At 63.3% G+C, this 25,071-nt stretch carries 19 protein-coding genes and 1 pseudogene; 9 read left to right on the top strand and 11 right to left on the bottom strand.

The features are described 5' to 3' along the window. Positions 1 to 13: 13 nt before the first annotated feature. Together ACV095_RS15490 and ACV095_RS15485 are read left to right on the top strand one after the other, a co-directional pair. The gene (locus ACV095_RS15490; RefSeq protein WP_478222220.1) at positions 14 to 1,411 is read left to right on the top strand and encodes a DNA cytosine methyltransferase; all 1,398 of its coding nucleotides are present in this window, start codon (positions 14 to 16) and stop codon (positions 1,409 to 1,411) included. A gap of 130 nt (positions 1,412 to 1,541) precedes the next feature. Continuing rightward, positions 1,542 to 1,910 (top strand): very short patch repair endonuclease, encoded by a 369-nt coding sequence (locus ACV095_RS15485; protein WP_478222219.1) that lies wholly within the window; start codon positions 1,542 to 1,544, stop codon positions 1,908 to 1,910. Positions 1,911 to 2,120: 210 nt separating this feature from the next. Here ACV095_RS15485 and ACV095_RS15480 read toward each other — a convergent pair whose 3' ends face one another. Together ACV095_RS15480 and ACV095_RS15475 are read right to left on the bottom strand one after the other, a co-directional pair. Beyond that, positions 2,121 to 2,822, bottom strand: a complete 702-nt coding sequence (locus ACV095_RS15480; RefSeq protein WP_478222218.1) for a DUF2290 domain-containing protein — start codon at positions 2,820 to 2,822, stop codon at positions 2,121 to 2,123. After that, positions 2,800 to 4,995 carry a DEAD/DEAH box helicase gene (locus tag ACV095_RS15475; protein ID WP_478222217.1) on the bottom strand — a complete coding sequence of 732 codons (2,196 nt, stop codon included), beginning with the start codon at positions 4,993 to 4,995 and terminating at the stop codon, positions 2,800 to 2,802. The genes ACV095_RS15480 and ACV095_RS15475 overlap by 23 nt, the downstream gene beginning before the upstream one ends. Positions 4,996 to 5,248: 253 nt before the next feature. On the opposite strand from ACV095_RS15475, the gene ACV095_RS15470 reads away from it, so the two are divergent. After that, complete coding sequence (locus ACV095_RS15470; protein ID WP_478222216.1) at positions 5,249 to 5,947, top strand: hypothetical protein; 699 nt, start codon at positions 5,249 to 5,251, stop codon at positions 5,945 to 5,947. 533 nt (positions 5,948 to 6,480) lie between these two features. Here the strand turns inward: ACV095_RS15470 and ACV095_RS15465 are convergent. Both ACV095_RS15465 and ACV095_RS15460 read right to left on the bottom strand, forming a co-directional pair. Then, positions 6,481 to 6,975, bottom strand: coding sequence for a GNAT family N-acetyltransferase (locus ACV095_RS15465; RefSeq protein ID WP_478222215.1), 495 nt, complete (start codon positions 6,973 to 6,975; stop codon positions 6,481 to 6,483). Continuing rightward, positions 6,972 to 7,841 (bottom strand): PfkB family carbohydrate kinase, encoded by an 870-nt coding sequence (locus ACV095_RS15460; protein WP_478222214.1) that lies wholly within the window; start codon positions 7,839 to 7,841, stop codon positions 6,972 to 6,974. The genes ACV095_RS15465 and ACV095_RS15460 overlap by 4 nt, the downstream gene beginning before the upstream one ends. Before the next feature lie 44 nt (positions 7,842 to 7,885). Here ACV095_RS15460 and ACV095_RS15455 point away from each other — a divergent pair. Further along, a pseudogene (locus ACV095_RS15455) lies at positions 7,886 to 8,563 on the top strand (MFS transporter); the annotation flags it as partial. A 348-nt stretch (positions 8,564 to 8,911) separates the two neighbouring features. On the opposite strand, the gene ACV095_RS15450 reads toward ACV095_RS15455, so the two are convergent. Beyond that, positions 8,912 to 10,192: a GAF domain-containing protein gene (locus ACV095_RS15450; protein ID WP_478223462.1), complete on the bottom strand. Its 1,281-nt coding sequence runs from the start codon at positions 10,190 to 10,192 to the stop codon at positions 8,912 to 8,914. Between the two features lie 171 nt (positions 10,193 to 10,363). Here ACV095_RS15450 and ACV095_RS15445 point away from each other — a divergent pair, with 171 nt between their 5' ends. The 5 genes from ACV095_RS15445 (at position 10,364) to ACV095_RS15425 (ending at position 17,183) form a co-directional block, all read left to right on the top strand. After that, positions 10,364 to 12,163, top strand: coding sequence for an NAD(P)/FAD-dependent oxidoreductase (locus ACV095_RS15445; protein WP_478222213.1), 1,800 nt, complete (start codon positions 10,364 to 10,366; stop codon positions 12,161 to 12,163). 14 nt (positions 12,164 to 12,177) lie between these two features. Continuing rightward, positions 12,178 to 13,233, top strand: coding sequence for a 2,3-butanediol dehydrogenase (locus ACV095_RS15440; RefSeq protein WP_478222212.1), 1,056 nt, complete (start codon positions 12,178 to 12,180; stop codon positions 13,231 to 13,233). Between the two features lie 371 nt (positions 13,234 to 13,604). Further along, complete coding sequence (locus ACV095_RS15435) at positions 13,605 to 14,846, top strand: beta-propeller fold lactonase family protein (RefSeq protein ID WP_478223461.1); 1,242 nt, start codon at positions 13,605 to 13,607, stop codon at positions 14,844 to 14,846. Between the two features lie 196 nt (positions 14,847 to 15,042). After that, positions 15,043 to 16,296: a S8 family serine peptidase gene (locus ACV095_RS15430; protein ID WP_478222211.1), complete on the top strand. Its 1,254-nt coding sequence runs from the start codon at positions 15,043 to 15,045 to the stop codon at positions 16,294 to 16,296. Positions 16,297 to 16,334: 38 nt separating this feature from the next. Then, complete coding sequence (locus ACV095_RS15425) at positions 16,335 to 17,183, top strand: class I SAM-dependent methyltransferase (protein WP_478222210.1); 849 nt, start codon at positions 16,335 to 16,337, stop codon at positions 17,181 to 17,183. Between the two features lie 333 nt (positions 17,184 to 17,516). Here the strand turns inward: ACV095_RS15425 and ACV095_RS15420 are convergent, their stop codons facing one another. The 6 genes from ACV095_RS15420 to ACV095_RS15395 form a co-directional block, all read right to left on the bottom strand. Then, complete coding sequence (locus ACV095_RS15420; RefSeq protein WP_144600611.1) at positions 17,517 to 18,680, bottom strand: MFS transporter; 1,164 nt, start codon at positions 18,678 to 18,680, stop codon at positions 17,517 to 17,519. A gap of 109 nt (positions 18,681 to 18,789) precedes the next feature. Next, the gene (locus tag ACV095_RS15415; RefSeq protein WP_478222209.1) at positions 18,790 to 20,484 is read right to left on the bottom strand and encodes an amidohydrolase; all 1,695 of its coding nucleotides are present in this window, start codon (positions 20,482 to 20,484) and stop codon (positions 18,790 to 18,792) included. A 116-nt stretch (positions 20,485 to 20,600) separates the two neighbouring features. Next, positions 20,601 to 20,903: a YciI-like protein gene (locus tag ACV095_RS15410; RefSeq protein WP_478222208.1), complete on the bottom strand. Its 303-nt coding sequence runs from the start codon at positions 20,901 to 20,903 to the stop codon at positions 20,601 to 20,603. Positions 20,904 to 20,971: 68 nt separating this feature from the next. Next, positions 20,972 to 22,264: an ArgE/DapE family deacylase gene (locus ACV095_RS15405; RefSeq protein ID WP_144600607.1), complete on the bottom strand. Its 1,293-nt coding sequence runs from the start codon at positions 22,262 to 22,264 to the stop codon at positions 20,972 to 20,974. Positions 22,265 to 22,369: 105 nt separating this feature from the next. Next, positions 22,370 to 23,701: an MFS transporter gene (locus ACV095_RS15400; RefSeq protein ID WP_018770459.1), complete on the bottom strand. Its 1,332-nt coding sequence runs from the start codon at positions 23,699 to 23,701 to the stop codon at positions 22,370 to 22,372. 171 nt (positions 23,702 to 23,872) lie between these two features. Further along, a complete protein-coding gene (locus ACV095_RS15395) occupies positions 23,873 to 25,066 on the bottom strand; it encodes a helix-turn-helix domain-containing protein (RefSeq protein WP_478222207.1) in 1,194 nt (397 codons plus the stop codon). Positions 25,067 to 25,071 lie beyond the last annotated feature (5 nt).

The raw sequence follows: 25,071 nt of genomic DNA, 5'->3' as shown, positions 1-25,071 counted from the left end.
GGTATAAGGAAGTATGGCAGTCGTGATGAAATATGTGGATCTGTTCGCTGGATGCGGCGGCCTGTCATTGGGAATCGAGCGCGCTGGTGGTCAGCTTGTCCTAGCCGTTGAAAAATCTGACATGGCGGCCCGAACGTTCGCGCACAACTTGATCCGTGACGCTTCCGACCCCAGGTCTTGGGATAGTTATGTCCGCCGGTCTCTTGCTTCTCAGGTCTCGAGTCGGCTCTTGGTGAGACCGCTAAGCGATCTACTCGGGGAAACCAATATCATTGCCGACCTTCAAGCGCTGCACCTTGACTTGGTCGTTGGGGGCCCCCCGTGTCAGGGCTTCTCCCTGGCGGGTCGCCGGAATCGGCATGATGTGCGCAACAAGCTGCCTTGGGAGTACCTGGAATTTGTCGAGCTCACCCAGCCTAAATTTGTTGTTATCGAGAACGTAGTTGGAATGAGCCGGAAGTTCAGTGCTGACGAGGAGTCCTCGTTTAACCAGCTACAGCAGGCACTACGGGAAACAAGCCCTGGATACGTTGTCCAGCCCCTGCACGTCAACGCCCTTCACTACGGTGCTCCCCAACACCGGCCGCGATTGATGATCATTGCTGCCCGTCAGGATGTGGCTTCCCAGTTAGGCATCGATCCTGGGTACGAGACTTGGAACTCGTCCTTCACGGATCTCATTTCGGCCCCCTTGCCCGCGTTGGCTCCAGTGCCAATTCTTAGCAGCGACTCAAGCAGAACCGTGAGGAGCGCAATCCACGACCTCACGTTGGTGCCCGACGTTCAGGACGTAGAGTCCAATCTTGAATATCGCGACGCCTTGTCGGTGTCCAACTGGCCTACCCGCCGAAGCGATCAGGTAGGTGATCTAACCAACCATGTTTACCGTAGCCACCGCGAGCGAACACAAACTCGCTTTCGGCTGTACCAGTTCTTGGAGGCAAACGGACTCGACCAGCGGCTTATGAGCAGGGTAGCCAGACTATCGGACCTGGAGTCGCGGTTGATTCTGAAGCGCGAATTCCACGGCGTCGAGATGCCGGCGTATGCACCTGATGGGTCCCTCTTGGCCAATAGCGTGGATGAGCTTTCCAGTCTTGTGATGGGACTTGCGACAAGGAAACACTCCCAGAAGGTCCTGCCTTGGGGGAAGGCGGCTAGAACGGTTGTGACGCTGCCCGATGACTACGTCCACCCCAGTGAACCTCGCGTCTTCACCGTTCGAGAACTTGCACGATTTCAGGGCTTTCCCGACCATTTTGAGTTCGTGGGACGAGAAACTACAGGGTCAAACCGGCGGCGGATGGAAGTACCCCAATACTCGCAGGTGGGCAACGCGGTCTCTCCATGGCTCTCATGGGCCGTGGGCAGGAGAATCGGAGAGCTCGTAGCACGTCTCCGAGATCAATAACCCCCTAGAGCCGGGTTGATATGGTCATTTGAAGTCTGGAGCATGTGGTGAAGACCAGAATGAATGGGCTTAGAAATTGTAGGCACGCGGTGTGGCCGACTTTATGAACCCTGCGCAGCGAAGTGCGCACATGTCCAAGATTCGATCGAAAGATACAAAGCCGGAACTCTGGCTGCGACGGAAGCTGCATGCCGAGGGCTATCGATACCGACTTCACGATAAAAGCCTTCCAGGCAAGCCCGATCTCGTTTTTCCGAGACGCCGTAAGGTTATTTTTGTGAATGGCTGTTTTTGGCATGGGCACACCTGCCCGGAGGGAACTCGCTTACCTAAATCCAATACGGTATTCTGGGCCGAAAAACGTCAGCGCAATCAAAACCGCGACCAACGGCAGCGACAGGAACTTGTGGCTGCAGGATGGGACCTGATGGTGGTGTGGGAATGCGAAGTCCGTGACGATCCCCGGTTACTCCAGCGCGTCAAGGAGTATCTGGACTAATTTATTGGCGCAGCTTAGGAGCCCCTACGGTTGATTGTCGACTGGATTCAGCCTACAAACCGCACATGATGAATATGAGTCGCCCACAAAGGGCTTTTGAATAGCTGTTAAGAAAACGTACGGTTAGAGGCCTCTTCTAGTCTGAGGACACCGCACCATTTTCCTGTTCATGGTGGAACGACCGCTAGCCTTCAGGGGCGTGGGCCGCCATCACCACGCCAGGTGTGGAGCGTTCCTGTGCGTGTCAGGGATAAGGTCAGCGCTACGAGAGATCTTGGGAAGAGCATCAAAAAACCGGTTAAGCCGCCGCCATTCCATCGGATAGAAATGTTCAAAAATAAATGACACAAAATCGGCGGGAGCTAGTGGAGCTATGCATGGAATCCTGCATTCGACGGAGTTGATGGTCAAATGCGATGGCGGGTGGCCGATGCCGGCGCTTGCTGGGTCGTAGTCAAACCTTATGATCGACTTCAAGGCGGAATACTCGTGGGATTCTAAAAGCAGTGCCGAAATCAATTCCGCATAATCGCCACCCAGCCAACCCTCCTCCTCTATTACATCTTTCCAGTCCACGACCGTTGTCACGGGACTGGGAACATAGCAAAGGCGATGCCCTACGATTTCTGATCCAGAAAGCGTGTAGGTCATCTGAATAAGCGATCCATCTGGTAAGAGCGCCGAATAGTCCTCACCCCGAGCCCACTGAAGGTAGTTGCCTATCGTGAGGTGAGAAAAGTCTGCAATTAGTGATTCGGTGGACTGCCGAACCCAGGAGATGCGCCCCGATGCCTCGTCGAGGTAGGTCAAATTATAGTTCGCCAGAGCACTGAGGTCGAAGAGATCTTCCAGAAGAGTATTTATTTCCCTCCGCAGCGCATCCGTAGCCCTAATCTTCTTCTTGGATACCACGAACAAATTCCTGTGCGCCGATGTCGTCAAGTTGGTCGAAGGTCAAGCCGTGCTTCTGCATCATCTCAGCGAGCTTGCGCGCGCCAGCTACAACCTGCGCAATAGCGTATTCCTGTGACTCATTCAACTCTCCAACGGCTGCTCGGATGGTAGCAATTCTCGCGTCGTCCGGAACGGTAAATTCTAGGCGATACTTATTTTTTACAATGCTGTTAAACTCTTCTTTCAAAAGTTCGGCATTTGGGCCGTATCCACAAATGCGGACCCATCCGCGGCTCCGTGTTATGGCCGTAAACAGTGCATTTCTTCGGGCTTTCTGGTTGCGCTTTCCGGCTGCCAAATGAGAGTCAACGGCGAATACGATGGGGGCTTCGTTACCCTTGGCACGGTGAATATGAGCCAAAGCGACGGAGCCCCTGACATGTATTTCATTGACATCATTGTCCACACCTACCAAGTGGGAACGGATGCCTAGAGAATCGAGGGCCTTTCGGATGGAGGCGGCGCGACTCTTCCATACAAGCGGCGAAGGTAGAACAACTAAAATGTCATCGGGCCGAACTTCATCTTGATCCAGATACGCTCGTACTTCGCTTGCTATCCATGCATCCTGTTCCGACTCAGTACTGAAAGACTTGAAAATAACCGCATCCGCGGGTTGTAGGAGCTTTGCAAAATACGCGGGCGTGCTGTCCTCGCGCCGTTCGAGAGTTACGATTTCTCCAGGTGCCAGTTCTCCTCTAACCGCACCATACCCGATGTCCTCCCATGTTTTGTGGCGGTCGGGATAGTTGATTAGGCTATCTTCTCCGTCCTGGCTATAGATGCCCATTCCTAGTGCATGTGCTGTTGCTAGTGCCCATGGAGTATTTCGATAACAGATCGGAAGAACGATATCGCGTCTAGGGCCGCGTTCCGGATTATCAATATTTACTACGGCTTGCCCGCGTTCATTTGTTCCGAAAAGTTCTTTCGTGTCAAGCATTCCTTCATCCGAAAGCTTCTGGAACTCGTCGTATCCCCAAATCACGCGTTTTGGCTCGGTAGTGAATATGTAAACGAGGCGGAAGAACTCGGGAGGTAGGTCCTGGGCCTCATCAATCAGGACTACATCAAAAATGGGCACAGGAGGCGTTTTTCTAGTCCGGACCTCGTCCAACAATTCCTTACATGCACCACGGAATGCATTATCGCGGCCAAAGCTTTGCAGGGCAGAGGCATAGGACCGAAGTGGAAAGCCTATGGACTGAGCCATACGGCTGTACATTCCCTCCTCGCGGTAGGAACCCCATGCGTGAAGAACGTCGAGTTTGTCCGGGTCTCGCGCTTCCATCCAGTTGTCGAATACAAAGTTGTCGATCAGGCCTTCAATTTGCTGGTAGAGGGATCTGGTGTGAAAAGTGACAGCTATGCGACTTTCGGGGTTTCTGGTGTGAAGATAGGCTGCTTTATGGGCAATGACCACGGTCTTGCCAGATCCCGCTAGTCCGCGAATTCGTTGGGGGCCGGCAGGCGTTTCTATCGCTGCTGCTTTCTGCCAGCGGTCCATGTAGGTGATCTCACGACCTATCTCCTTGAGCTTAGAGCCCTTAGATTCTGGTTTTTGTGCTTTTTGCCTGTCCTTGTTGTTCCGTGCCCCTGGCACACGCTGCAACGCGGAGTGGATGGCATTTTCTAGTTCGGGAGTCACCGGCGTGAACTCGGAGAGAGCCTCGCTTATCCGTGTTAGACCCACGAAAAGTGCGCCATCCACATTGCGTAGTCGGGAGTCATCGGGAAAGACGGTAAGAGTATTTACCGTGACAGCTAGATCCCGGCCCTTTCTCAAATTTGCACTTCTACTGAGATGTGTTTTCAGCATCAAGTGTGCCGCATTTTGCTGCTCGGCTAGTTTATCCCAGAGGCCGTCCTGTTGCGGTTGGTCGGGGTACAAAAGTAAGGCAACGATGCCAACGCTCTCGGCGACGAGCAAAGCGTCAAATTCGACAGTTTCATCGGCGTTGGATATAACTGGAAAGCCGAGGAAGAGCGTTCCTTCGGTCAACTCCGCCTCCAGAACCTGGGCCAGTTGGTTCGAACTGCCTCGATCTCTCGCATCCCCGAACACAACATTGAGCATGAGATTTGGCGACAATTTTTCCTCCGATGGACAACCAGTCTGAAGAATATACACGATCCTTCGGTTGACCGGCAGGAATCGGCGAAGGCTTGGTGAATGGGGATCTGAGACGACCCGGGGGTCGAGATTCGCGGATTCTATATGCGAGACGCCTTTCGCGGCGAAGGCCAGATATGGCAGGAGCGAGCACTCCTTGCACACGGCGTTGAGAACATCGTGAGCGGTTTCGCTGTTCTTGAGGTTGCAACAGTTCAAGGCGCGGTTTTTCGGATGGGCAACCTGATGGGCTCGAGGATATGATCCCGGGGTGGATTTGATTGTTTGCGGCGACGCGCTCTGGATTTCGTGTGGCACGTGGGTTGCCGTATGGAATGGTTCATTTGGCGCTTTGGTGGGCGCCGCAGTCGCGGCTTTCGCGATCTTCAAGACCGTACGAACGCAGCGGGAGCTGTTTCAGATTCAGCTATCGCGGAGCTACACCGCAACTCAGCTCGCCGATCATCGGCGAAAGGTGGAGCTGGAGAATCAGCTAAGGGCTCAGCGGGAGGACGTGACTTTGCAGCTTGAGTTTCAAGCCGCGCAGGCTTCACAGCAGCGGGAACGGGAGGCCATTACGGCACTTGTGGCTACCGGGAATGCATTTGTTAAGCGCTTCGAACACGGTCGCGAGGCCATAGAAGAGCTCATACTGCAAGCTGATTCCGCAGTGGTGCGCTGGCGAATGGAACTGAACCACCAATGCTTGGCTGAAGAAATCTGGTCTTGGCCGCACCTTCTGGGGACTCTTGCTTTGCGATTGAGCGACATGCTGGAACCAGACGCCCCCGTCGACCAGGATGGCTTTCTTGCTGCTTTCGATGCTCTCGAGGATGCAACGGCTGAACTGCTGCGCGTCGCATTATCTTGGCCTTCAGCATCACTGGAAGTGCGAGATGAACTTGCGGCAATACTTGTTTCCGTACGTGGGAGGTACGAGCTTAAGGCAGAAGAGCCAGGGAGGCGTTAGATTTCCCTTCGCAGGAGTGAATGGGACGCCGACGGCAATGTGGGCGATCTTCGGTGCCGTGCTGATGGCTCTGGCGGCCGTTTGACTCATCCGGGAACCGGCGGTCTGTTACCAGCTGGGAAAATGCCGTCGTGGATGCCAAACGCCAGCCTCCCAGCACAATCATCGCAATCAAGACGGGCCAATGGTGATCGACCCCTGACAGACATGATCGACGACGCTGCTAGGCTCGCAACGCATTGCCTTCAGGCGACTTTGACTACGACCCAGCGCGGGGACAGCTTAGGACTTCATGACCATCTCTGGCGCCTGGAAGAGTCTCATTTATACCTTCGCCGACGAGGTGAGTGTCATGTCGATAGCTGCAATGCTTGCCCGTACAACGACCCTGAATTTACGGTTTACGGTTGCTCTGACATTCCGTCCACTTTTCATGTTCTGCCCCGTAGGCATTGGGCCTGCCTGACGGACCGAGCATCATGAACACTTATGCCCCTAGGAGCCACTAGCGAGCGGATCCTAACGCTCGCCAACTAGAGCTCCAGCCGGAACACCCACAGCAGCACGTCCTCGCCCGGCACGTACCAGTCCCGTTCCGGCGCGTGGCGGAAGCCCAGCGACTCATACAGAATATGGGCGGGCTCCATAAACGTGGCGCTCGTGATGCTGATCGCCTCGATGTCGGGAAGCTGCCGGGCGTGCTCCACGATCTCCCGAACCACGGCCCGACCCACCCCGCCGCCCTGGTGCGACGGGTCCACGGCCAGCATCCGGAACTCCAGTTCACCGCCCCGCGCGACCTCGCTGTACGGCTGGCCGGCGAACGTCAGCGTCACCGCCGCCACGACTTTTCCAGCGGCCTCGGCCACCCACACCTCGGCATGTTCGGCGCTGTGCTCCACGTCCTCGAGCACGCCCATGTAGGCATGGCCGGCGGGAAAGTGCCCGGCCCGGAGGTAGGCGTCGCGGGTGATGTGCCCGACCTCCGGAAAGTCCGTCGGCGCCGCCCGTCCGAACACATCGGTCATGAGGAAGCGCCCGAAGCGGCGGTTCCCTGCTCCACGTAGTGGCCCAGGTGTGCCAAATCCGGCTGCGAGGACGGCTCACCCACGGCGTCAGCACCTGCAGCATTCGCCACGGCCAGCGCCCGCGAACAGTCGAGCCCGCTGCACAGCGCCAGGACCAGGGCGGCGCAGAACGCGTCGCCGGCGCCCACGGTGTTCGCCACGGAAACAGAAATGGACGGCGCCTCGGCCACTTTCCTCCCGTGCTCGAACATCGCCGACCCGTCCTTGCCGTACGTCACCGCCACCAGCTTCGCCTGCGCCAGAGCAGGGATCAGGGCGTACTCGCTCTCGTTGACGATCACCAGGTCGCACCGCTCCAGCAGCTCCGCCGGCAGGTCCATGGCCGGCGCCGCGTTCAGGACAAAGAAGCCCAGCGCTTTCCGGGAGGCCTCCAGCACCATATCCAAGCCGACCTCCAGCTGGCACAGCACCGTCTCCTCCGGGCCGAACTCCACCCCGTCCAGCCACAGGTGCGAGTTGGCGCCTGGGCACACCACGATCTGGTTCTCGCCGTCGCGGTCCGCCACGATCAGCGCCGTCCCGGTCAGCTCGGACAGGCGAGCCACGCCGGAGGTATCCACGCCCGCGGCAGCCAGGGCATCGAGCATCCGCTGCCCGGACGCGTCCTTGCCCACGGCGCCGACCATCCGGGCACTGCCGCCCAAGCGCGCGGCGGCCGCAGCCTGGTTGGCACCCTTGCCGCCGGGCTGCTCGGACAGGACGGCGCCGCCGATGGTTTCGCCCGCCGTCGGAAGCCATTCTGCGGTGGCGATCAGGTCCAGATTGATGCTGCCGACCACGGTGGCGGCAGGACGTGTTGTGTTCATGGGAGCCAAAGACGACCCCTTCTGCTCGAACAAAGGAGTTTGATGTGAACACCCCGACCCCCGCCGCAGCCGCGCCTCCCGCGGAAGGAGGCGCCGCCGTCGTACTTCCCGATGACGACGCAACCAGGCTCTCCGGCCGCCGCGCCGCCCTGCTGATCTCCACCCTGCTGCTGGGCGTGCTGTCCTTCCAGCTGAACGCCAGCATGGTCACCCCCGCGCTGCCGCAGATCGCCGCGAGCTTCGGCGAAAGCGCGGACAGCGCCGCCCCCGTCCAGTCCATGTTTTTCCTGGCCGGCGCCATCGCCGGGCCCGTGATCGGACGGTGGAGCGACTTCATCGGCCGCCGCGCCGCGCTGCTGCTGGTCCTGGGCATCATGGGCGCCGGCACCGTCCTCTGCATCGCCGCGCCCACCCTGCCGCTGCTGGTCGCCGGCCGGTTCCTGCAGGGCGTCTCCAGGGCCGTGTTCGCCCTCGCCTACATCGTGCTCAGCGAAAACCTGCAGGCCAAGGTCTTCGGCACCTCCGTGGGCATCATCGCCGCCATCAACGGGGGAGTGGGCGGCGTGGACGGCTACGTGGGCGGACTCATGGCCGAGACCCTCGGCTTCCGGTCCATCTTCGTCGTGGTCCTCGTCCTCACCGCCATCGCCGCTCTCTGCATCCTCCGCTTGGTGCCCGCCGGCCCGCCCGCCGGCATCCGCGGCGCGATGGACTGGTGGGGCTTCACCTCGAGCGTCTGGCGGGCGCCGGCGAGAACCTTATCGAAGGGGCGGATGCGTTGGATGCCGATGCGGGGGAGTGTGTCCGAGATGAAGCGTCCGACGCCGCGGTGCGCCCCCTTGAGACCGTCCTTTTCGAGAAGCATGAGGGCTCCGCGGGGACCATGGTGCTGACCTTTATGTCGGCGCCGAATTCGGTCTCAGGGGGATCATGGAGTCGGGAGTCAGGGGGCCGTCGCGGACGTCCTCGGCAATCCCGCGAGTACAGGGGCACGCGCAGCGGTGGGCCGGGCTGGGCGGCCACCGGCTCCTTCTATCAGCAGTCTTTTACTGACCTCAGGGTCCGCCACTTCAACTGGCGGAGGATGCGCGAAACGTTTGGTACCGGGCATTGGCGCGTCCCACAAGTTGGCCGAAGGTTTCCACCGCTTCAGAATCCCTGGCTCCCATATCCGTGGACAGCCACCGCACCAACATCCCAGCGTCCCCACTGGCCCGCACCGCCGCTCCAACAGCCAGGTCCAGCTGGTCCCGCAGCAGCTGAACTGCCAGGACCCCTGACCGGCTGAGCAAGGGAGCGCTGTACGCCTCCAGCGCCTCGGCCACCCGGCCCTCGCGCAGCAGCCGCAGCACCCGCCCCGAATCCGAGCATCCTGCCAGCCCGGCAGCAAGCCGGTAGGGGTTCGACTCCACCGCGTCGCCCAGCGTCGACCGTACCCGGAACATCTCGGTCCGGATGGCCTGCGGAGTGCCCGAGTCGCCGTGCAGTTCATATGCGAGCTCCTCCGCGGACCACCCCTGCGACCGGGAATCCAGCAGTGCCAGGATCTCCGCCCGGCGCAGCGTCAGCGGCACCCGGCTCCCATCGGCGAACACCGCCGCGGGCCGGTCCCCAAGCAGCTCCAACGCTGAAACCGCAACACCAGGCCGGCGCACACCCTGCCGGGACGCACCCACGGAAGAAGAGGCGCCCAGGGAGGCGCCGTCGTCGGACGTTCCCAGCAGCGATTCCGCCACCCGGACCGCGCACCGCATCATCCGCAGAGTGTCGGCGCTGATGGTGTCCAGCGGCCCGGACACGTCCAGCACTCCCAGCAACGCACCCGTCAAAGGGTCCGTGACGGGCGCCGCCGTGCAGGCCCAGTCGTGGTGGGTGCGGACCAGGTGCTCGGCGGAGAACAGCTGGACCGGCCCGCCGGTGACCAGCGCCTCACTGATGGCGTTGGTGCCGATCCCCGCCTCTGACCAGTCTGCCCCCTCGGAGAACTCCAGCCGGTCGGCCCGGCGCAGCGCCTCCCGGCTGCCCACCCGCCACAGGATCTCGCCGCCTGCGTCGGTGAGCACCAGCAGGTGCCGGCCGGAACTGGAATCGTCGGCCAGCAGGTCCTGCAGCGCCGGCATCACCCGCTGCAGCCGGTGCTCCCGCCGCAGCTGAACCACCTCGGACGGATCATGGAGGTGCCTTGGGCTGTGCTGGTCCGGGCTGATGCCCAGCGCCATCGACCGCCGCCACGACTCCGCCAGCGGCACGGGGATCTCAGGGCGCGGGACACCCGAAATGACCAGCTCGTGCGCGCGGCGCAGGGCACGCGCATACTTCGCCGGGTCCGAGAACCTCAGGCCGTAGTCCACCGTCTCCTCCTCACCGCCGGCGTCCTTGCCGGCAGTGCCCGCGTAACGCACTTGTTACCCCCGCCGCGTTCCAATAGTGATGCAGCTCACGCCCGCCCCAGCATACCGCAGGGACACCGGCGGGACGGGGCCGCCCGGACCACCTGAGGGACCGCACACAAAGGAGTGGAGATGACCGAAACACCCACCGCCGCCGCGCAGGCCTGGCTGAGCAGCCTGGACGGGGCGCTCCAGCGCCGCGACGTGGACGCCGCGCTGGACCTCTTCGAGGAGGACAGCTACTGGCGCGACTTCGTGGCGTTCACCTGGAACCTGAAGACCCTGGAAGGCAAGGTTGACATCCGCCGCATGCTCCAGGCGACGCTGGACCACGTCCGGCCGGCCAACTGGGCGCTCGCCGAGGACGCCACCGGCAGCGCCGCTGCCGACGGGACCGTGGAAGCCTGGATCACATTCGAGACCGGCGCCGCCCGCGGCTACGGCCACCTCCGGCTGCGCAACGGCAAATGCTGGACGCTGCTCACCACCATGCAGGAACTGAAGGGCTTCGAGGAGAAGAGGGGCCCGCGCCGCGAGCAGGGCGTGGCACACGAAATCATCCGCGGCCGCCGTTCCTGGAAGGAACTCAAGGAGGAACAGGAGGCGCGGCTCGGCCACGAGGAGCAGCCCTACTGCGTGATCATCGGCGGCGGGCAGGGCGGCATCGGCCTCGCGGCGCGGCTGCGGCGGCTGGGAGTGCCCACCATCGTGATCGAGAAGAACCAGAACCCGGGCGACTCCTGGCGCAACCGCTACAAGTCCCTGCACCTGCACGACCCCGTCTGGTACGACCACCTGCCCTACCTGAAGTTCCCGGACGACTGGCCCGTCTTCGCCGCCAAGGACAAGATCGGCGACTGGCTGGAGCACTACACCCGCATCATGGAGCTGAACTACTGGTCCGGCACCGAGTGCGTGGGCGCGGAGTACGACGACGGCACACAGGAATGGGCGGTCAGCGTCCTCCGCAACGGGTCACCAGTGACGTTGCGGCCCAAGCAACTGGTCTTCGCCCTGGGCGTCTCCGGCTACCCGAACATCCCCGCGTTCGACGGCGCCGAGAGCTTCCTGGGGGAGCAGCGGCACTCTTCCCAGCACCCCGGCGGCGGCGATTGGACCGGAAAGAAGGCCGTGGTGATCGGCTCCAACAACTCCGCACACGACATCTGCGCGGACCTGTGGGAACACGGCGCCGACGTCACCATGGTGCAGCGCTCCTCCACCCACATCGCCCGCAGCGAATCGCTGATGGACCTGGCCCTGGGGGACCTGTACTCGGAGAAGGCGCTGGCTGCCGGGGTGACCACCGAGAAGGCCGACCTGCTGTTCGCATCCCTGCCCATGCGCATCCTGCCCGAGGCGCAGGTGCCCGTGTACCAGGAGATGGCCCGGCGGGACGCCGAGTTCTACTCCCAGCTGGAGGCCGCCGGGTTCGACCTTGACTTCGGCGTGGACGGGTCCGGCCTGTTCCTGAAGTACCTGCGGCGCGGCTCCGGCTACTACATCGACGTCGGCGCCTCCCAGCTGATCATCGACGGCCGGGTGAAGCTGAAGAACGGGCAGGTTTCCAAGATCACCGGCAACGCCGTGGTGATGGCGGACGGCACCGAACTGGAGGCCAACCTGATCGTCTACGCCACCGGCTACGGCTCCATGAACGGCTGGCTGGCGGACCTGGTCTCGCCCGAAATCGCGGACCGCGTGGGCAAATGCTGGGGCTACGGCTCAGACACGCCAAAAGACCCTGGCCCCTGGGAGGGGGAGCTGCGCAATATGTGGAAACCAACCAACGTCCCCAACCTCTGGATCCACGGCGGCAACCTGCACCAGAGCCGGCACTACTCCTCCTACCTGGCGCTGCAGCTCAAGGCCCGGATGGAGGGGCTGGAGACGCCCGTCTACGAACTGCAGCCCAGCCACCACACCCGCTAAAGGAAGAACCCATCATGAAGGCAGCACGTTTCCACGCACAAAAGGACATCCGCATCGAGGACATCCCGGAACCGGAACTCCGGGCGGGGGCGGTGAAGATCGACGTCGCGTGGTGCGGCATCTGTGGCACAGACCTGCACGAATACCTTGAAGGGCCCATCTTCTGCCCGGCGCCGGGGCATCCGCACCCGCTCTCGCACGAGGAATCCCCGGTGACCCTGGGGCACGAATTCTCCGGGACTGTCTCCGAGGTGGGCGAAGGGGTGACGGGCCTGGCGAAGGGGGACAACGTCGTCGTCGAACCCTATTTTGTGGACGGAACCTGCGACATGTGCCAGGCGGGCAGCTACCACCTCTGCCGGCAGATGGGCTTCATCGGGTTGTCCGGCGGCGGGGGAGGGCTGAGCGAGAAGATCGTGGTGGACCAGCGGTGGGTGCACCCCATCGGGGACATCCCGCTGGACGAAGCGGCGCTGATCGAGCCGCTGTCCGTGGCGCACCACGCAGTGGCGCGCAGCGGCGTGAAGGCGGGCGACACGGCATTGGTCGGCGGCTCGGGGCCCATTGGCCTGCTCACCGCCGCCGTCCTGAAGGGCATGGGGGTGACCACGATCATCAGCGAGCTCACCCAGGCCCGCAAGGAGAAGGCCACCTCCAGCGGTGTGGCGGACCACGTCCTGGACCCCAGCAAGGAGGACGTCCCGGCGCGGGTGCGGGAGCTCACCGGCGGGACAGGCGCCGACGTCGCCTTCGAATGCGCCGGCGTGAACGCGGTGCTGGACACCATGCTCGACTCCGTCCGGCCCGGCGCCGTAGTGGTCAACGTGTCCATCTGGGGCGCGCCCGCCACCGTGGACATGCAGAAGATCGTGCTCAAGGAGATCGACCTGCGCGGCACCATCGCCTACGTCCGCGACCACCCCGTCGTGATCAAGATGGTCCAGGAGGGCAAGGTGGACCTCAAGCCGTTCATCACCGGCCGGATCGCGCTGGAGGACCTGGTGGAGCAGGGCTTCGATACCCTGATCAACCACAAGGACACGGCGGTGAAGGTGCTGGTGCACCCGTAAGGCTGGCGGGCGGACGCCCGGCACGGAAGGAAGGACGACGGCGGGACGCCGGTGCCGCCGTCGTGCCGCCTACCCTGCCTGCTGTCCAATGCCCGGGTAGCCGGAAACATAACAAGGGACATTTCCCCCTACCTAGCTGGGGCCTCGTCTGCGGAAGATTACCCCCATGAAAAAACTCCTGCTCGCCAGTCTCGCCGCACTCCACAACAGGTAGTACCGGTCCAAAAGACAGGTACGGGCCAACGGTGACCATGGTTTTGCCTGGTTTATAGACTCCGCTCACGCCGTATTTTCGGCCAGCCGTCAGAGGGTGGCTTCCGATGTCCGCACGCTCCACAACAGAATTCGCTCTTCAAGCAGGGGGAAACGTGATGCAGCTACTCAATACAGGGTCCGGGCGCTACCAAGGACCACGTTCGTTCGCTGCACGCCTTCGCGGCCGGCGGGCGGGCATCCTCGGTACAATCCTGGCGGCCCTCATGCTGGCGGGCACTATCCCGGCAACCGCTGCAGCCGCAGTGACCTCCACCATCCCGGTCGGTTCAAGCCCCAGGAACGTGGCGTTCACCCCGGACGGGTCCAAAGCCTACGTCACCAACTGGGAGTCCAACACGGTGTCGGTCATCGACGTTGCCTCGGGTGTGGTGACGTCCACGATTCAAGTCGGGGCGGGTCCGCACGGTGTTGCGGGGTCCCCGGACGGGTCGATTGCCTACGTCACCAGCGGGGATTCCGACATGGTGACGGTCATCGATGTCGCGTCGGGCACGGTGGCTTCCGCGATCCCGGTCGGGGCGGCTCCGTTCGCCGTTGCGTTTGCCCCCGACGGGGCGACGGCCTATGTCACCAGCGGCGGCAGCGGTTCAGGCACGGTGTCGGTCATTGATGTGGCCTCGGGCACCGTGGCCTCCACAATCCCGGTGGGGCCGCTTCCGAATGCCGTTGCGTTTGCGCCGGACGGGTCGACGGCGTATGTCACCAACGGGCAGGATTCCGACATGGTGTCGGTCATCGATGTCGCCTCGGGGACCTGGACCTCCACGATCCCGGTCGGGTCATCTCCCACGGGCGTTGCGTTCACCCCGGACGGGTCACAAGCCTACGTCACCAACAACGAGGGCGACTCAGTGTCCGTGATCGATGTCTCCAAGGGCACGGTGACCTCCACCATCCCGGTCGGGTTTGCCCCGGACAGCGTTGCCATTGCCCCGGACGGGTCGGCGGCCTACGTCACCAACTCCGCGGCCGACACGGTGTCGGTCATCGACGTCGCGTCCGGCGCGGTGACCTCCAGCATCCCGGCCGGGACGCATCCGACCGGTGTTGCGGTCTCCCCGGACGGGTCGGCCGCCTACGTCGTCAACACCGTTTCCAACACGGTATCGGTCATCACCGTGGACGCAGCACCGCTTGTCTTCACAGCGGCCACACCGCCCAACAAGGCCAACACGCGGGCCGCCTACAGCTACACGTTCGCCGCCACGGGTGTCCTGTCCGGAACCCCGGCCAAGGCCGGCAAGTTCACGTTCAGGGTGACCGCCGCCAACGGGGTGAGCCCCCATGCGGTCACGGACCGCATCACAATCACCGTGACCAAGGCGAAGGCCCGCTGAGCCAACACGCGACGGTCGTCGAACAGCCCGTAAGGCTGGCGGGCGGACGCCCGGCCTGGAAGGAAGGACGACGGCGATACGCAAGTGCCGCCGTCGTCCTTCCTGCCCTGCCTGCTGGCCACAGCCCGGGTGGCCGGGAAAATATCAAGGGGCTTTCCCCCTATCCAGCCGGGCCACGCGCGCGGAAGATAAGCCCATGAAAAAGCTTGTGCTGGCGAGCTTCGCCGCCCTTCTCCTGGTTATTGGCTCCTTTCTGGGCGGGGTGGTCCCCGGCAATGCCGCGGCCGACCCTGCCATCACTGCAGGGCAGATCCTGGTCAAGTTCCGCGACAATGCCGCCGCCGCGGGCGCCCTCAGATCGCACGGGCTGACCGACGGGCCCGACGTCGGCAGCACCGGCGCGCACCTGATCACCGTGCCGGCAGGGAAGGAGCTGCAGCTGGTCGAAGCGCTGGGCCGGAACCCCGCCGTGGAGTACGCTGAACCGGACTATGTGGTCACTCCGGCCTCGGACGACACCTACTTCCCCAGCCAGTACGCGCTGCAAAACACAGGCCAGTCATTCACGAACACCGCCGGTACGGTGAGTGTAGGCAAGGGCACAGCTGACGCCGATGTGGACGCCGTCGAGGCCTGGACCGTCACCACAGGTACCGGGATCCGGGTGGCTGTCCTCGACTCCGGCGTCGCGATGGACAACCCCGACATCAACCCGAAGGTCGTGGCGCGGACCAACTTCACCACCTCCAGAAGCAACGACGACAACTACGGCCATGGAACCCACGTCGCCGGAATCGTTGCCGCCACCGCCAACAACGGCATGGGTGTGGCCGGCGTGTGCCCGGGATGCAGCATCCTGGCCGGGAAAATCCTCAGCGACACGGGGATGGGATCAAGCTCAGGCCTGGCGAACGGCATCAACTGGGCCGTCAAGAACGGCGCGAAGGTCATCAACATGAGCCTGGCGGTCGGCGCGTCAACCACCCTGGAAACTGCGGTCAATAATGCCTGGAACGCGGGTGTGGTGCTGGTTGCTGCGGCCGGCAACGGTGGGAACACCTCCATGAATTACCCGGCCGCGTACGCCAACGTCATCGCCGTGGGCGCAACCGACAACAACGACACGAAGGCGACATTCTCCACCTATGGCACCTGGGTGGACGTGGCGGCGCCGGGGGTCAGCGTTTACTCCACCTTCCCCAACCACCGGTTTACCCTTGCCAGGGAGTACAACCGTTCCCAGGGGTATGACATCGGCAGCGGCACCTCGATGTCCTCGCCCGTTGTCGCCGCGGTGGCCGCGCTCGCCCGCAGTGCCAACCCCGGCGGCACCACCTCGGACATCCGCGCCAAGGTCGAATCCACCACCGACGCGGTTGGCGACATCGGGAAGGACTGGGCCCATGGCCGGGTTAACGCCTGCAGAGCGGTCGGGGCGCTAGGTTGTTGACCCTTCCGGCGGCGTGGAGCCCGTTGTAGGGTCGTGGCGTGATCGTCCCCGATATCTCCCAGAACGCCGTGGCGGTGGCGGATCACTACGACGAGCTCGACCCCATCTATCGCCGGGTCTGGGGCGAGCATGTCCATCACGGCCTCTGGGTGACCGGCCACGAGACACCCGGCGAGGCCGTCGAGGCGCTGGTCGAAACAGTTGGCGACCGGCTGAGGCTGATGCCGGGCCAGGCGTGCATCGACATCGGCTGCGGTTACGGCTCCACAGCGAGGCGGCTCGCAGTGACACGAGGTGTCCGGGTCACCGGCTTCACGCTGTCCGCTGAGCAGGCCCGCTACGCCGCTGCGCATCCCATACCGGACGTGGACATCCAGGTCCGCGACTGGCTCGCCAACGGCCTTGACGACGCCTCGGCCGGTGCGGCCTGGGCCATCGAGTCGAGCGAGCACATGGTGGACAAGCCCAGGTTCTTCGCCGAGGCGCACCGCGTGCTGTCACCCGGCGGCCGCTTCGTCATCTGCTCGTGGCTCGCCGAGACCGATGCCAGCGGGTGGAAAGTCCGCCACCTGCTGGAGCCGATCTGCCGCGAAGGGCGCCTGCCCTCGATGGGCACGCGCGAGGAGTACGAGGCGATGGCAACGGCGGCGGGCTTTGCGGTCACCGGCTATGAGGACGTCACCCGCCGCGTCGCCCGCACCTGGCCGATCTGCGCCGGCCGACTCGTAAAGGCGCTCTTCACCGACCGCGAAACGCGCCGCCTCGCCCTGAGCGCACGCAACCGCAACTCGTTCCTGGGCATTCCCCGCCTGATCCTGGCCTACCGCACCGGTGCGATGCGCTACGGCATATTCACGCTCGCCAAGGCTGCGGAGAGCGGGCCGTAGCCCGCACGCCAACTGCCTCAGGGCAGCGGCTGCCGTTCGCCCACGCTGACGGAGGACGACGGCGGCAGGTACTCACGCCGTCGTCGTTCCATCCGCCGCCGACATCACCGCGACAGCGAGCCAAACCATCACCGCTGAATACGCCAGGCGAAGCCCCTGCCGGGTCCAATAGATGCGGCTGAGTTCCGGCATAGATCCCCCCTGTTTTGTTCGCCGGAAGCCCCCGATCCCGGTCGTCCAGGAAATCGTATAGGCCGGGTGGGAGCGGATGTCCCAGGTTTTACCGAGTTTTTGCTGAACTTCCCGGATCAGGGGCAGCCGCCGCTTCAGGGACTAGCGGCGCTGGGCGATCAGGACCAGAGCGCCGGACGCCAGCACGCCGGCGAGGGCGAAGACGAGCATGCCCGTGAACGAACCACCGGCCGATTGGATCAATGCCCCGCTGACAATCGGACCGATGGAGAAGCCGGTGCCGATCATGAGGTTGGTGGTGTTCATCAGATGTGCGCCGCTGGAAAGCGAGGACAACGTGGACAGCAGGTACGGCAGGATGAAGGTCCAGGCGAACTTGAAGATCACGGCGGCGACGGCGAATTGGATCAGGGCCGGTGAACCGAAAAGAAGCACGATGCTAAGGGCCATGCCTGCGTAACCTGCCGCCAGGTAAAGTTTCCGGCGCGGCGTCTCACCAAGTGCGGTGGCAACAAGGGCTGACAGGATGCCGCCGACGGTAGCAAGGGAAAGGACAAGGCTGCTGGCGGAAAGGTCGATGCCGGAGGCGGCCGAGATCTGGGCAATGAAAGACCAGACACCGCTGAGCGCGATGTAGAAGAGGAGGACAGCGGCCATTCCCGCGGCCGCTTTGAGCACCGGGACGCGGTTCGCTGCCTGCCCTGGGGCGGGTGCGGCGGCGGTCCGCAGCACCTCGCCGTCGATGCGGTTGACAACCAGGAGGCACAGCACGGCAAGTCCGGCGAGTGTCCAGTAGATCGCTGAAACTGCCGCCCCCGCGAACAGGGAGGGGAAAACGGCCAGAATCAGTGCTCCCATGGCCAGCTGGAAAACGACGAATATTCCAAAGGCGCGGCTGGGGTTGGCGGTTTTGCCGCTAAGGGTCAGGATGATCACGGTGATGGAGCCGGCCGCGAGGCTGGTCACCACCCGGGCGATCATCAACAGGCCGAAATCGTCCACAAAGCCGGAGACCACGTTGCCGGCAATGACCACCGCGGTGAAGATATAGCTCGCCGTCCTCAGGTTCAGCCGCCGGAGCCAGAGATAGGCCGGCACGGTGGCCAGGCTGAAGGCGCCGAGCTCCAGGGAGAAGAGCGTCCCCACCTGGACTGGTGTAAGGCCGAACTGCTCGATCAGTTTGCCTGCGATCACCGGGGCAATCAGCAGGACGGTGTACAGGACTGCGCTGAAAACGGCGATATAGGTGTACGTCCCCTTATCTGGGGAGACGGCTGCCCGGGCAGCTTGTGCGGTGGTGGCCATGATGTTTGTCTTTCGGGCAGGACGAAGCGGCGAAGGCCGCCGTCGGCGGGAATTGGGTGTTGGTGAGCCCCTGCAGGGCACACACGGAGCAGGGGTTATGCGGAAGCCGTCAGGCGCGCTGCGCTGCGCGTCCTTCGGCCGGGGCTGCGGGGCCCGCTGTTTCTGCATCGAAGACCTTGCGGCCTGCGAACCAGGTCTGGCGGGTTTTGATGTGCGCGATTTGTTCGGTGTCGATCTCGTACGGATTGGCACTCAGGACGATGAAATCCGCCGACTTTCCCGGGACCAGGGAGCCGGTGACATCGTCCAGGCCCATCGCCTGTGCCGAGTTGGTGGTGTACACACGGATGGCTTCCGGGAGTGAAATGGCCTGTTCGGGCCAGAGCGTGCCAGGGAATTGCCCTGTTGGGTCCTGCCGGGTTACCAAGCCGTAGATTCCTTCCCACGCATTCGGAGACACGCTGACTGGCCAGTCCGAGCCGCCGGCGATGCGGGCCCCGGCGTCCAGCAGGGAGCGGTTGGGCTGCATTTTCGACGCCCTCTCCGCCGGGAGCACCGTGGCAATGGCCTCGGAGATGACACCGGGGAACCACAACGACGGGGAGATGTCGGCGGTGACATCGAGTTCGGCAAACCGGGGGATGTCCTGTTCCTGGACAAACTGGCCGTGGGCGATGTGGTACTTCGGCATGATGTGTCCGGCTGAGCGGACCTTCGCCACGGTGTCGAGCACCAGCCGGACCGACGCGTCGCCCGTGCAGTGGATCTTGGCGGAAATACCACGCTCCGCCGTGCCCATCAGCCAGCGCTCCAGCTCTGCTGCAGGCATGGTGGTGCCCCCGCAGTGGCACTCCGGGAAGCCGACATCCGGCAAATAGGGTTCGATGAACGCCGCAGTCCCCGCCGGGGGCACCCCGTCAAGGAAGATCTTGATGAAGTCCGGCCGGTGGTGCCGGGACCGTGTCTCTTCGCGATGGGCGATGATGCCCTCGCCGAGCGGCGTGGTGCCGAAAATAAAATCATTGGCCTGCATGGACGTCACCACCCAGGCAGCGAGTTCACCGGATTCGTCGAGCTCTTTCAGCGCCTGCAACATCTGGAGTGAGGATGCCGCATCCTGGAATCCCGTCACGCCGTAGGAATGGAGGATCTCGATGCCGCGCGCTGCGGCCCGGGAGAGGTCCTGGGTGGACCGCGGCTGCAACCGCGCCAGCGTCTGTTCCGCCAGGACGCCACCGGCCTCGATGAGGACACCGGTGGCACGCCCCGAAGCATCCCGCATTATCTGGCCACCCTCGGGATCCGGAGTGTGCGGGCCGATGCCGGCCAGTTCCAGGCCCCGGGAATTCACCCACCTGTTGTGCTTGCTGTCGTCTTTCAAGATGGCAGGCCGTCCGCCGGTTGCGGCATCAAAACGGAGGAGCGTTTCCACGGAGTTGAGTTCGGCCAGGAGTCCGGAACCCCAGCTTCCACCGACCACCCACTCGTCGTGGCCCAGGCTCCCTGCATACTCTGCGACGGCGGTGAGGAGGTCATCGAGCGACTTGGTGGGCGCCTCGTTGCATTCGAACAAGTCCATCTGCCCTGCCAGCATGTGGTGATTGTGGACGTCAAGCAGTCCGGGCATGACGTAGGCGCCGCCGAGGTTGATGATCTCAGTGCCCGGCCCCGCCGCGGCCTCGGCCAACAATCCGACGGCGTGGACCTTCCCGGCCTTGACCGCAAGTGATGTGACGCGGGGGAGTTCATCGTGCAGGGTGTCAATGACGCCGTTGATCAGAAGAAGGTCAGCTGTGTTGTCCATAATCCCAGTCCCTGAAGGTGCTTTGGATCACAACACTAAGTTGCCGCGCTACTGGTTGCTTGACTCTCCGTGCACGGCATTTGCAAATCCCGGCAGGCCGCCGTCCCAGCCTGGTCTTAGGGCCGGACGGGGGTGGCCGCCTCTTTTCCCAGCACCGTTGTCCACGGGCGGGCGGTCCAGGACGTCACGACGCCAGCTTTGACGTAGGGATCGGCGGCTGCAAAGGCCTTTGCCGCCTCGAGTGCGTTCTCGCCGGTGAAGATCAGCAACCCGGTGAAGGGGCCGTCACCAACGGCCCCGCCCAGCAGAAGCTCGCCGCGTTCCACTGCTTCCCAGCCCGCCTTGAGGTGGTCTGAACGGTATTGTTCGCGGGTCTGAAGGTAGTTGTCCTCGTAGGTGTATTCGAGCACGGCGTGCATGTGGTTCCGTCCATTTCGTTGAGTGGTTTCGCTCGTTGTAGAAGTAGCGTACCCATGGCTGGCGCTGCTCAGGGCTCCGAATGGACCCCGGGCTGTTCGTGGATGCCGCACCAGCCGGCGATGAACAGGGCGATGCTCTTGGTGATCCGGCGGATGGATTCGACCGAGACCCGCTCGTCGAACCCGTGGATCGACTCTGAAACGGGGCCGTAGACCAGCGCCGGCGTATCGGCATAGAGCGTGAAGACCCGGCCGTCGAGGTAGCCCGGCGTGGTGAAGCTTTTCAGTTCACTGCCGAACACCTGCTCATGGGTGCGCTCCAGCATGGCCTCTGCTTCGCTTCCGGGCTCCAGCACATAGCCCTCGGAGAAGAAGCCTGTCTTCACACCGACCGCGTTGATCGGGTCGGGTCCCCGGCCCAGGGAGGCAAGGCAGTCCTGAAGTTCAGCCCATGCCTGCTCCGCGGGGATGCCGGGATATATTGCCGCGCGCACGTCGAACTCGCACCAGGCTGGGACGCTGGAGGGCCAGTCCCCGCCCTGGATGCCGCCGAAGTTGAAGTTGATGGGGTGGTCCAGGTCTTCGAAGTAGCGGTGCTGTCCGCGGTCCGCATTCCACTTCTCTTCGACCTCCCGCAGCGCAGAGATTGCCGTATACGCTGCGTCGATGGCGTTGAAGCCGGTGCCCATCTCACGGGGATGGGTCGGATTCCCGGTGACCCTGACCCTGAACCAGAGCACGCCGACGTTGGCGCGCACCAGCATGTCTTCTTCTGGTTCGGGGATGATGACGGCGTCGGCACGATAGCCGCGCATCAGTGCGGACAGGGAGCCGTTGCCTGTGCATTCCTCCTCGACGACGGACTGGAAGTGGATGCGGCCGGCGGGCTCGAACCCCGCCGCGCGGACGGCGTCGAAGGCGAAGAGGTTGGCTGCGAGACCTGCTTTCATGTCTCCGGCGCCGCGGCCATACATCCATCCGTCGATGATGGGGGCGTCCCAAGGGTAGCGGGACCAGGACTCGGACGGACCCTCGGGGACGACGTCGATGTGGCCGTTAAGGATAAGGGATCGGCCCTGCTCGGAGGCTGGACGGTACGTGCCCACCACGTTAGTCATGCCCGCATAGGAAACCGTTGTAGGCCCGTAGCCCTCATGGGCGGACAGGTCATCGGCGTCCAGCTCCCACCGGTCCATCTCCAGGCCACGGCCTGCCATGGCCGCATGCATCAGGTCCTGGGCGCTGCCCTCCCGGGTGCGCAGCGACGGGTGCTTGACCAGGTCCTGGGTGAAGGTCAGCTGCGCATCGAAGGCGGCGTCGACGGCCTCCAGGATGCGGAGCGTTTGGTCGTCACTGAGCAATTTTGTCTCCTAACGAAACGGGGAGCCGTCCGGTGGACGGCTCCCCGTTCTGGTGGTTGAGCATTCGAAAGAGAGTAAAGCTTGGGCTACTGTCTGCGGCCGGTCCTAGCTGCCGGCGACAAGCTTCTTGTCCTGGACCCGCAGGCGCTCGCCGAAGAACCCGCCGACGGCGGTGAGCAGGGAGATGATCGCCAGGATCAGGGCCGCACCCCACGACTGGTTACCGGAGACGCCCAGCATGGCCGTGGCCAGCAAGGGCATGAATCCACTGGTGGCACCTGCGATGTTATAGCCCAGGGCCACACCGGAGTAGCGCAGCTTCGGCGGGAACAGCTCGGTCAGCAGGGCACCGTTGACGGCGTACGCCACCGCTATAAGCATGATCCCGACGGTGATTGCCAGCGTAATCAGCAGTGGGGATTTCGTGTCAATCATGGCGAAGAGGGGGAAAGCGGCGACGGCGCTGACGATACCGCCCCACATGGTGACCTTGCCCGGCCCGATCTTCTCTGCGAGCCGGCCCATGAGGAACGTGACTCCGATCTGGGCCACGGCGGCAACCAGTGTTGCGTTGACCATGACGTTCCGGTCCACCTTCAGGGTGTTGGACCCGTAGCTCACCGCGAAGGTGGTGATCATGTAGAAGCCACCCACGCCGAGGAGGGCCGCGAGTACGGCCACGAGCAAGCGGCCGGAGGCGTGGCGGAAGACCTCGAACGCCGGAACCTTGGACGTTTCACCCTGGGCGAGCAGATCCTTGAAGATGGGGGATTCTTCCACCTTGAGGCGGATCCAGAGCGCGATGCCGAGCATGGGGAAAGCCAGCAGGAATGGAATCCGCCAGCCCCAGGCGTCAAAAGCTTCCGACGGGAATAGGAGGACGAGCGAGAAGGCGCCCGAGGCCAGCAGCGTAGCCACCGGCGAACCGACCTGTACCAAGGCGGCGTACCGGCCCCGCTTTTCAACGGGGGCATGCTCGACGGCCATGGTTACCGCACCGCCCCATTCACCGCCGACAGCCAGGCCCTGGACAAGCCGCAAGACGGCGAGCAGGATGGGCGCCGCCAGGCCGATGCTGCCGAAATCGGGCAACAGGCCGATGAAGGCCGTGGCCGCGCCGATCATGACGATGGTCATCAGCAGCGCGGGCCGGCGTCCGTAACGGTCGCCGATGTAGCCAAAGATCATGGCCCCGATCGGACGGGCTGCGAAGCCGACGCCGAACGTGGCAAAGGAGGCCAGCAGCGCCGCGGTGGGGTCCATATTGGTGAAGAACAGCCGGTTGAAGACCAGCGCCGCAGCCGTGCCGAAGAGGTAGTAGTCGTACCACTCCAGCGCGGTCCCGACGAAGGCGGCACGGGCAATCTTTCCTGCGTCCTTGCCGGAGATCACCGGAGGAGCACCTGCGGCGGGGGAAAGTGAATTTGAGGTGGTCACTGCGTGGGCCCTTTCGAGCGGGGTTGAGTTCTTGCATCTCGGGTCCCGCGGCGGGCGAAGGGCGATGGCCTGCACTGCTGCGGTGATTATTCGAGAGTAGGTGAGTGATAACGCCCTAAACAATGATAATTTCCACCCACTTTCGGCCCCGTTCTTAGGCATTTTCACAAACTAGTCGGTGAACTCGCTGTAGCGGCTGAGGGCGATGAGTGCCCGCGCGGCCTCGCCCGGCACTGTGAGGTCAAGGCCGATCGCCTCGTGAAGGCTGTGGAGGCGGTTCACTACGGTGTTGCGGTGGCAGAACAGCTCCTCCGACGTTTCTTTGATGGATCCGGTCCGCCCATAGCTGCGTGCCACCTCCAGCAGGCGTTGGCGTTCGACGGGCGTGCACTTGTCCAGAGCGTTCTTTATGGAGGTGGAAAAGCCTGGAAACTTCTGCTCCAGGAGGCCGCTGGCGATTCCCATCCATGCGTCCTCCATCGTGGCCAGCCGGGTGCCGCGGCGCTTCTGCTGTGCCAGCACAAGTGCCGAAGCCGCAGCGGAGGGAACGGCATCCAGTCCCTCCACTCCCGGTACGTACCCGGCAGGAAAGGCGGGCGGTTCGTGACGCCAGGTCAGCCCCTTCCGCTGCTGCCGGAAGACATACAGGACTCCGCTGTTCTCGTACATATAGATGCTGTGGTTGGACTCGAACTGCTGCTGGGCCTGGGATACGGCGTCCAAGGTCACTGCGAGCACTTCGAAGGTCCCGGTGGCCTGCACTTCGAGGGCCGCTGCAAGGTCCTGGACTTCACGTGGGGTGCCAGGTCCGGCATTGAACAGCCGGGAAAGCAGGCGCTGGCGGTACAACTGCTTGTTGCGGGCCAGGCGCGCCTCTTCCTCGGCATAGGCCTGTTGGATGCTGGTCACGTAGCCTTCGACGGCGTCCAGGACCCGGTCCATGTTGGCCACCAGGACACCGATCCCCTTGTCCCGCGCGACCCGTTCCAGCCCCTTCCAGAGAACACGGAAGTCATTGCGGATGGCTACCAGGAATGCGTCGAGGGGAACGCCCTGGCGGGCGCGCCGGGCGGCCACCTCGCGGGGAAGCGTCTGCAGGTCCGGGGGGAGCTCCAACCCGGCCATCTGATAGAGGAACATGTCCATGGTGTCCGCTGCGGTCCGGTAGATGTCCTCCTTGGGAACCACTGCTTCACCATAGGAAATGGAGGAAAAACGCTCCAGGAAGTCGTCCACCAGCAGGGATCGATCCTTCCAAAGACTCTCCAGCAACTCGGTCCATTCCGGCTCGGTGGGACGGCCGGGACGGAACTCCCTGGCGGTCGTACCGTAGGATCGGGCATCGTCACCATCATTTGCTGTCATGCAGG

It is taken from the genome of Arthrobacter sp. JDC6 (assembly GCF_056484025.1).
Note: the sequence above shows the minus strand (reverse complement) of the source record. Positions and strands in the feature narration are given on the sequence as shown.

Bases quoted from the DNA above. Each gene is read 5' to 3' on its own strand.
- ACV095_RS15415 (WP_478222209.1), bottom strand. From the start codon at position 20,484: ATGGACAACACAGCTGACCTTCTTCTGATCAACGGCGTCATTGACACC.
- ACV095_RS15395 (WP_478222207.1), bottom strand. From the start codon at position 25,066: ATGACAGCAAATGATGGTGACGATGCCCGATCCTACGGTACGACCGCC.
- ACV095_RS15485 (WP_478222219.1), top strand. From the start codon at position 1,542: ATGTCCAAGATTCGATCGAAAGATACAAAGCCGGAACTCTGGCTGCGA.
- ACV095_RS15445 (WP_478222213.1), top strand. From the start codon at position 10,364: ATGACCGAAACACCCACCGCCGCCGCGCAGGCCTGGCTGAGCAGCCTG.
- ACV095_RS15440 (WP_478222212.1), top strand. From the start codon at position 12,178: ATGAAGGCAGCACGTTTCCACGCACAAAAGGACATCCGCATCGAGGAC.
- ACV095_RS15460 (WP_478222214.1), bottom strand. From the start codon at position 7,841: ATGAACACAACACGTCCTGCCGCCACCGTGGTCGGCAGCATCAATCTG.
- ACV095_RS15410 (WP_478222208.1), bottom strand. From the start codon at position 20,903: ATGCACGCCGTGCTCGAATACACCTACGAGGACAACTACCTTCAGACC.
- ACV095_RS15420 (WP_144600611.1), bottom strand. From the start codon at position 18,680: ATGGCCACCACCGCACAAGCTGCCCGGGCAGCCGTCTCCCCAGATAAG.
- ACV095_RS15465 (WP_478222215.1), bottom strand. From the start codon at position 6,975: ATGACCGATGTGTTCGGACGGGCGGCGCCGACGGACTTTCCGGAGGTC.
- ACV095_RS15430 (WP_478222211.1), top strand. From the start codon at position 15,043: ATGAAAAAGCTTGTGCTGGCGAGCTTCGCCGCCCTTCTCCTGGTTATT.
- ACV095_RS15435 (WP_478223461.1), top strand. From the start codon at position 13,605: ATGCAGCTACTCAATACAGGGTCCGGGCGCTACCAAGGACCACGTTCG.
- ACV095_RS15490 (WP_478222220.1), top strand. From the start codon at position 14: ATGGCAGTCGTGATGAAATATGTGGATCTGTTCGCTGGATGCGGCGGC.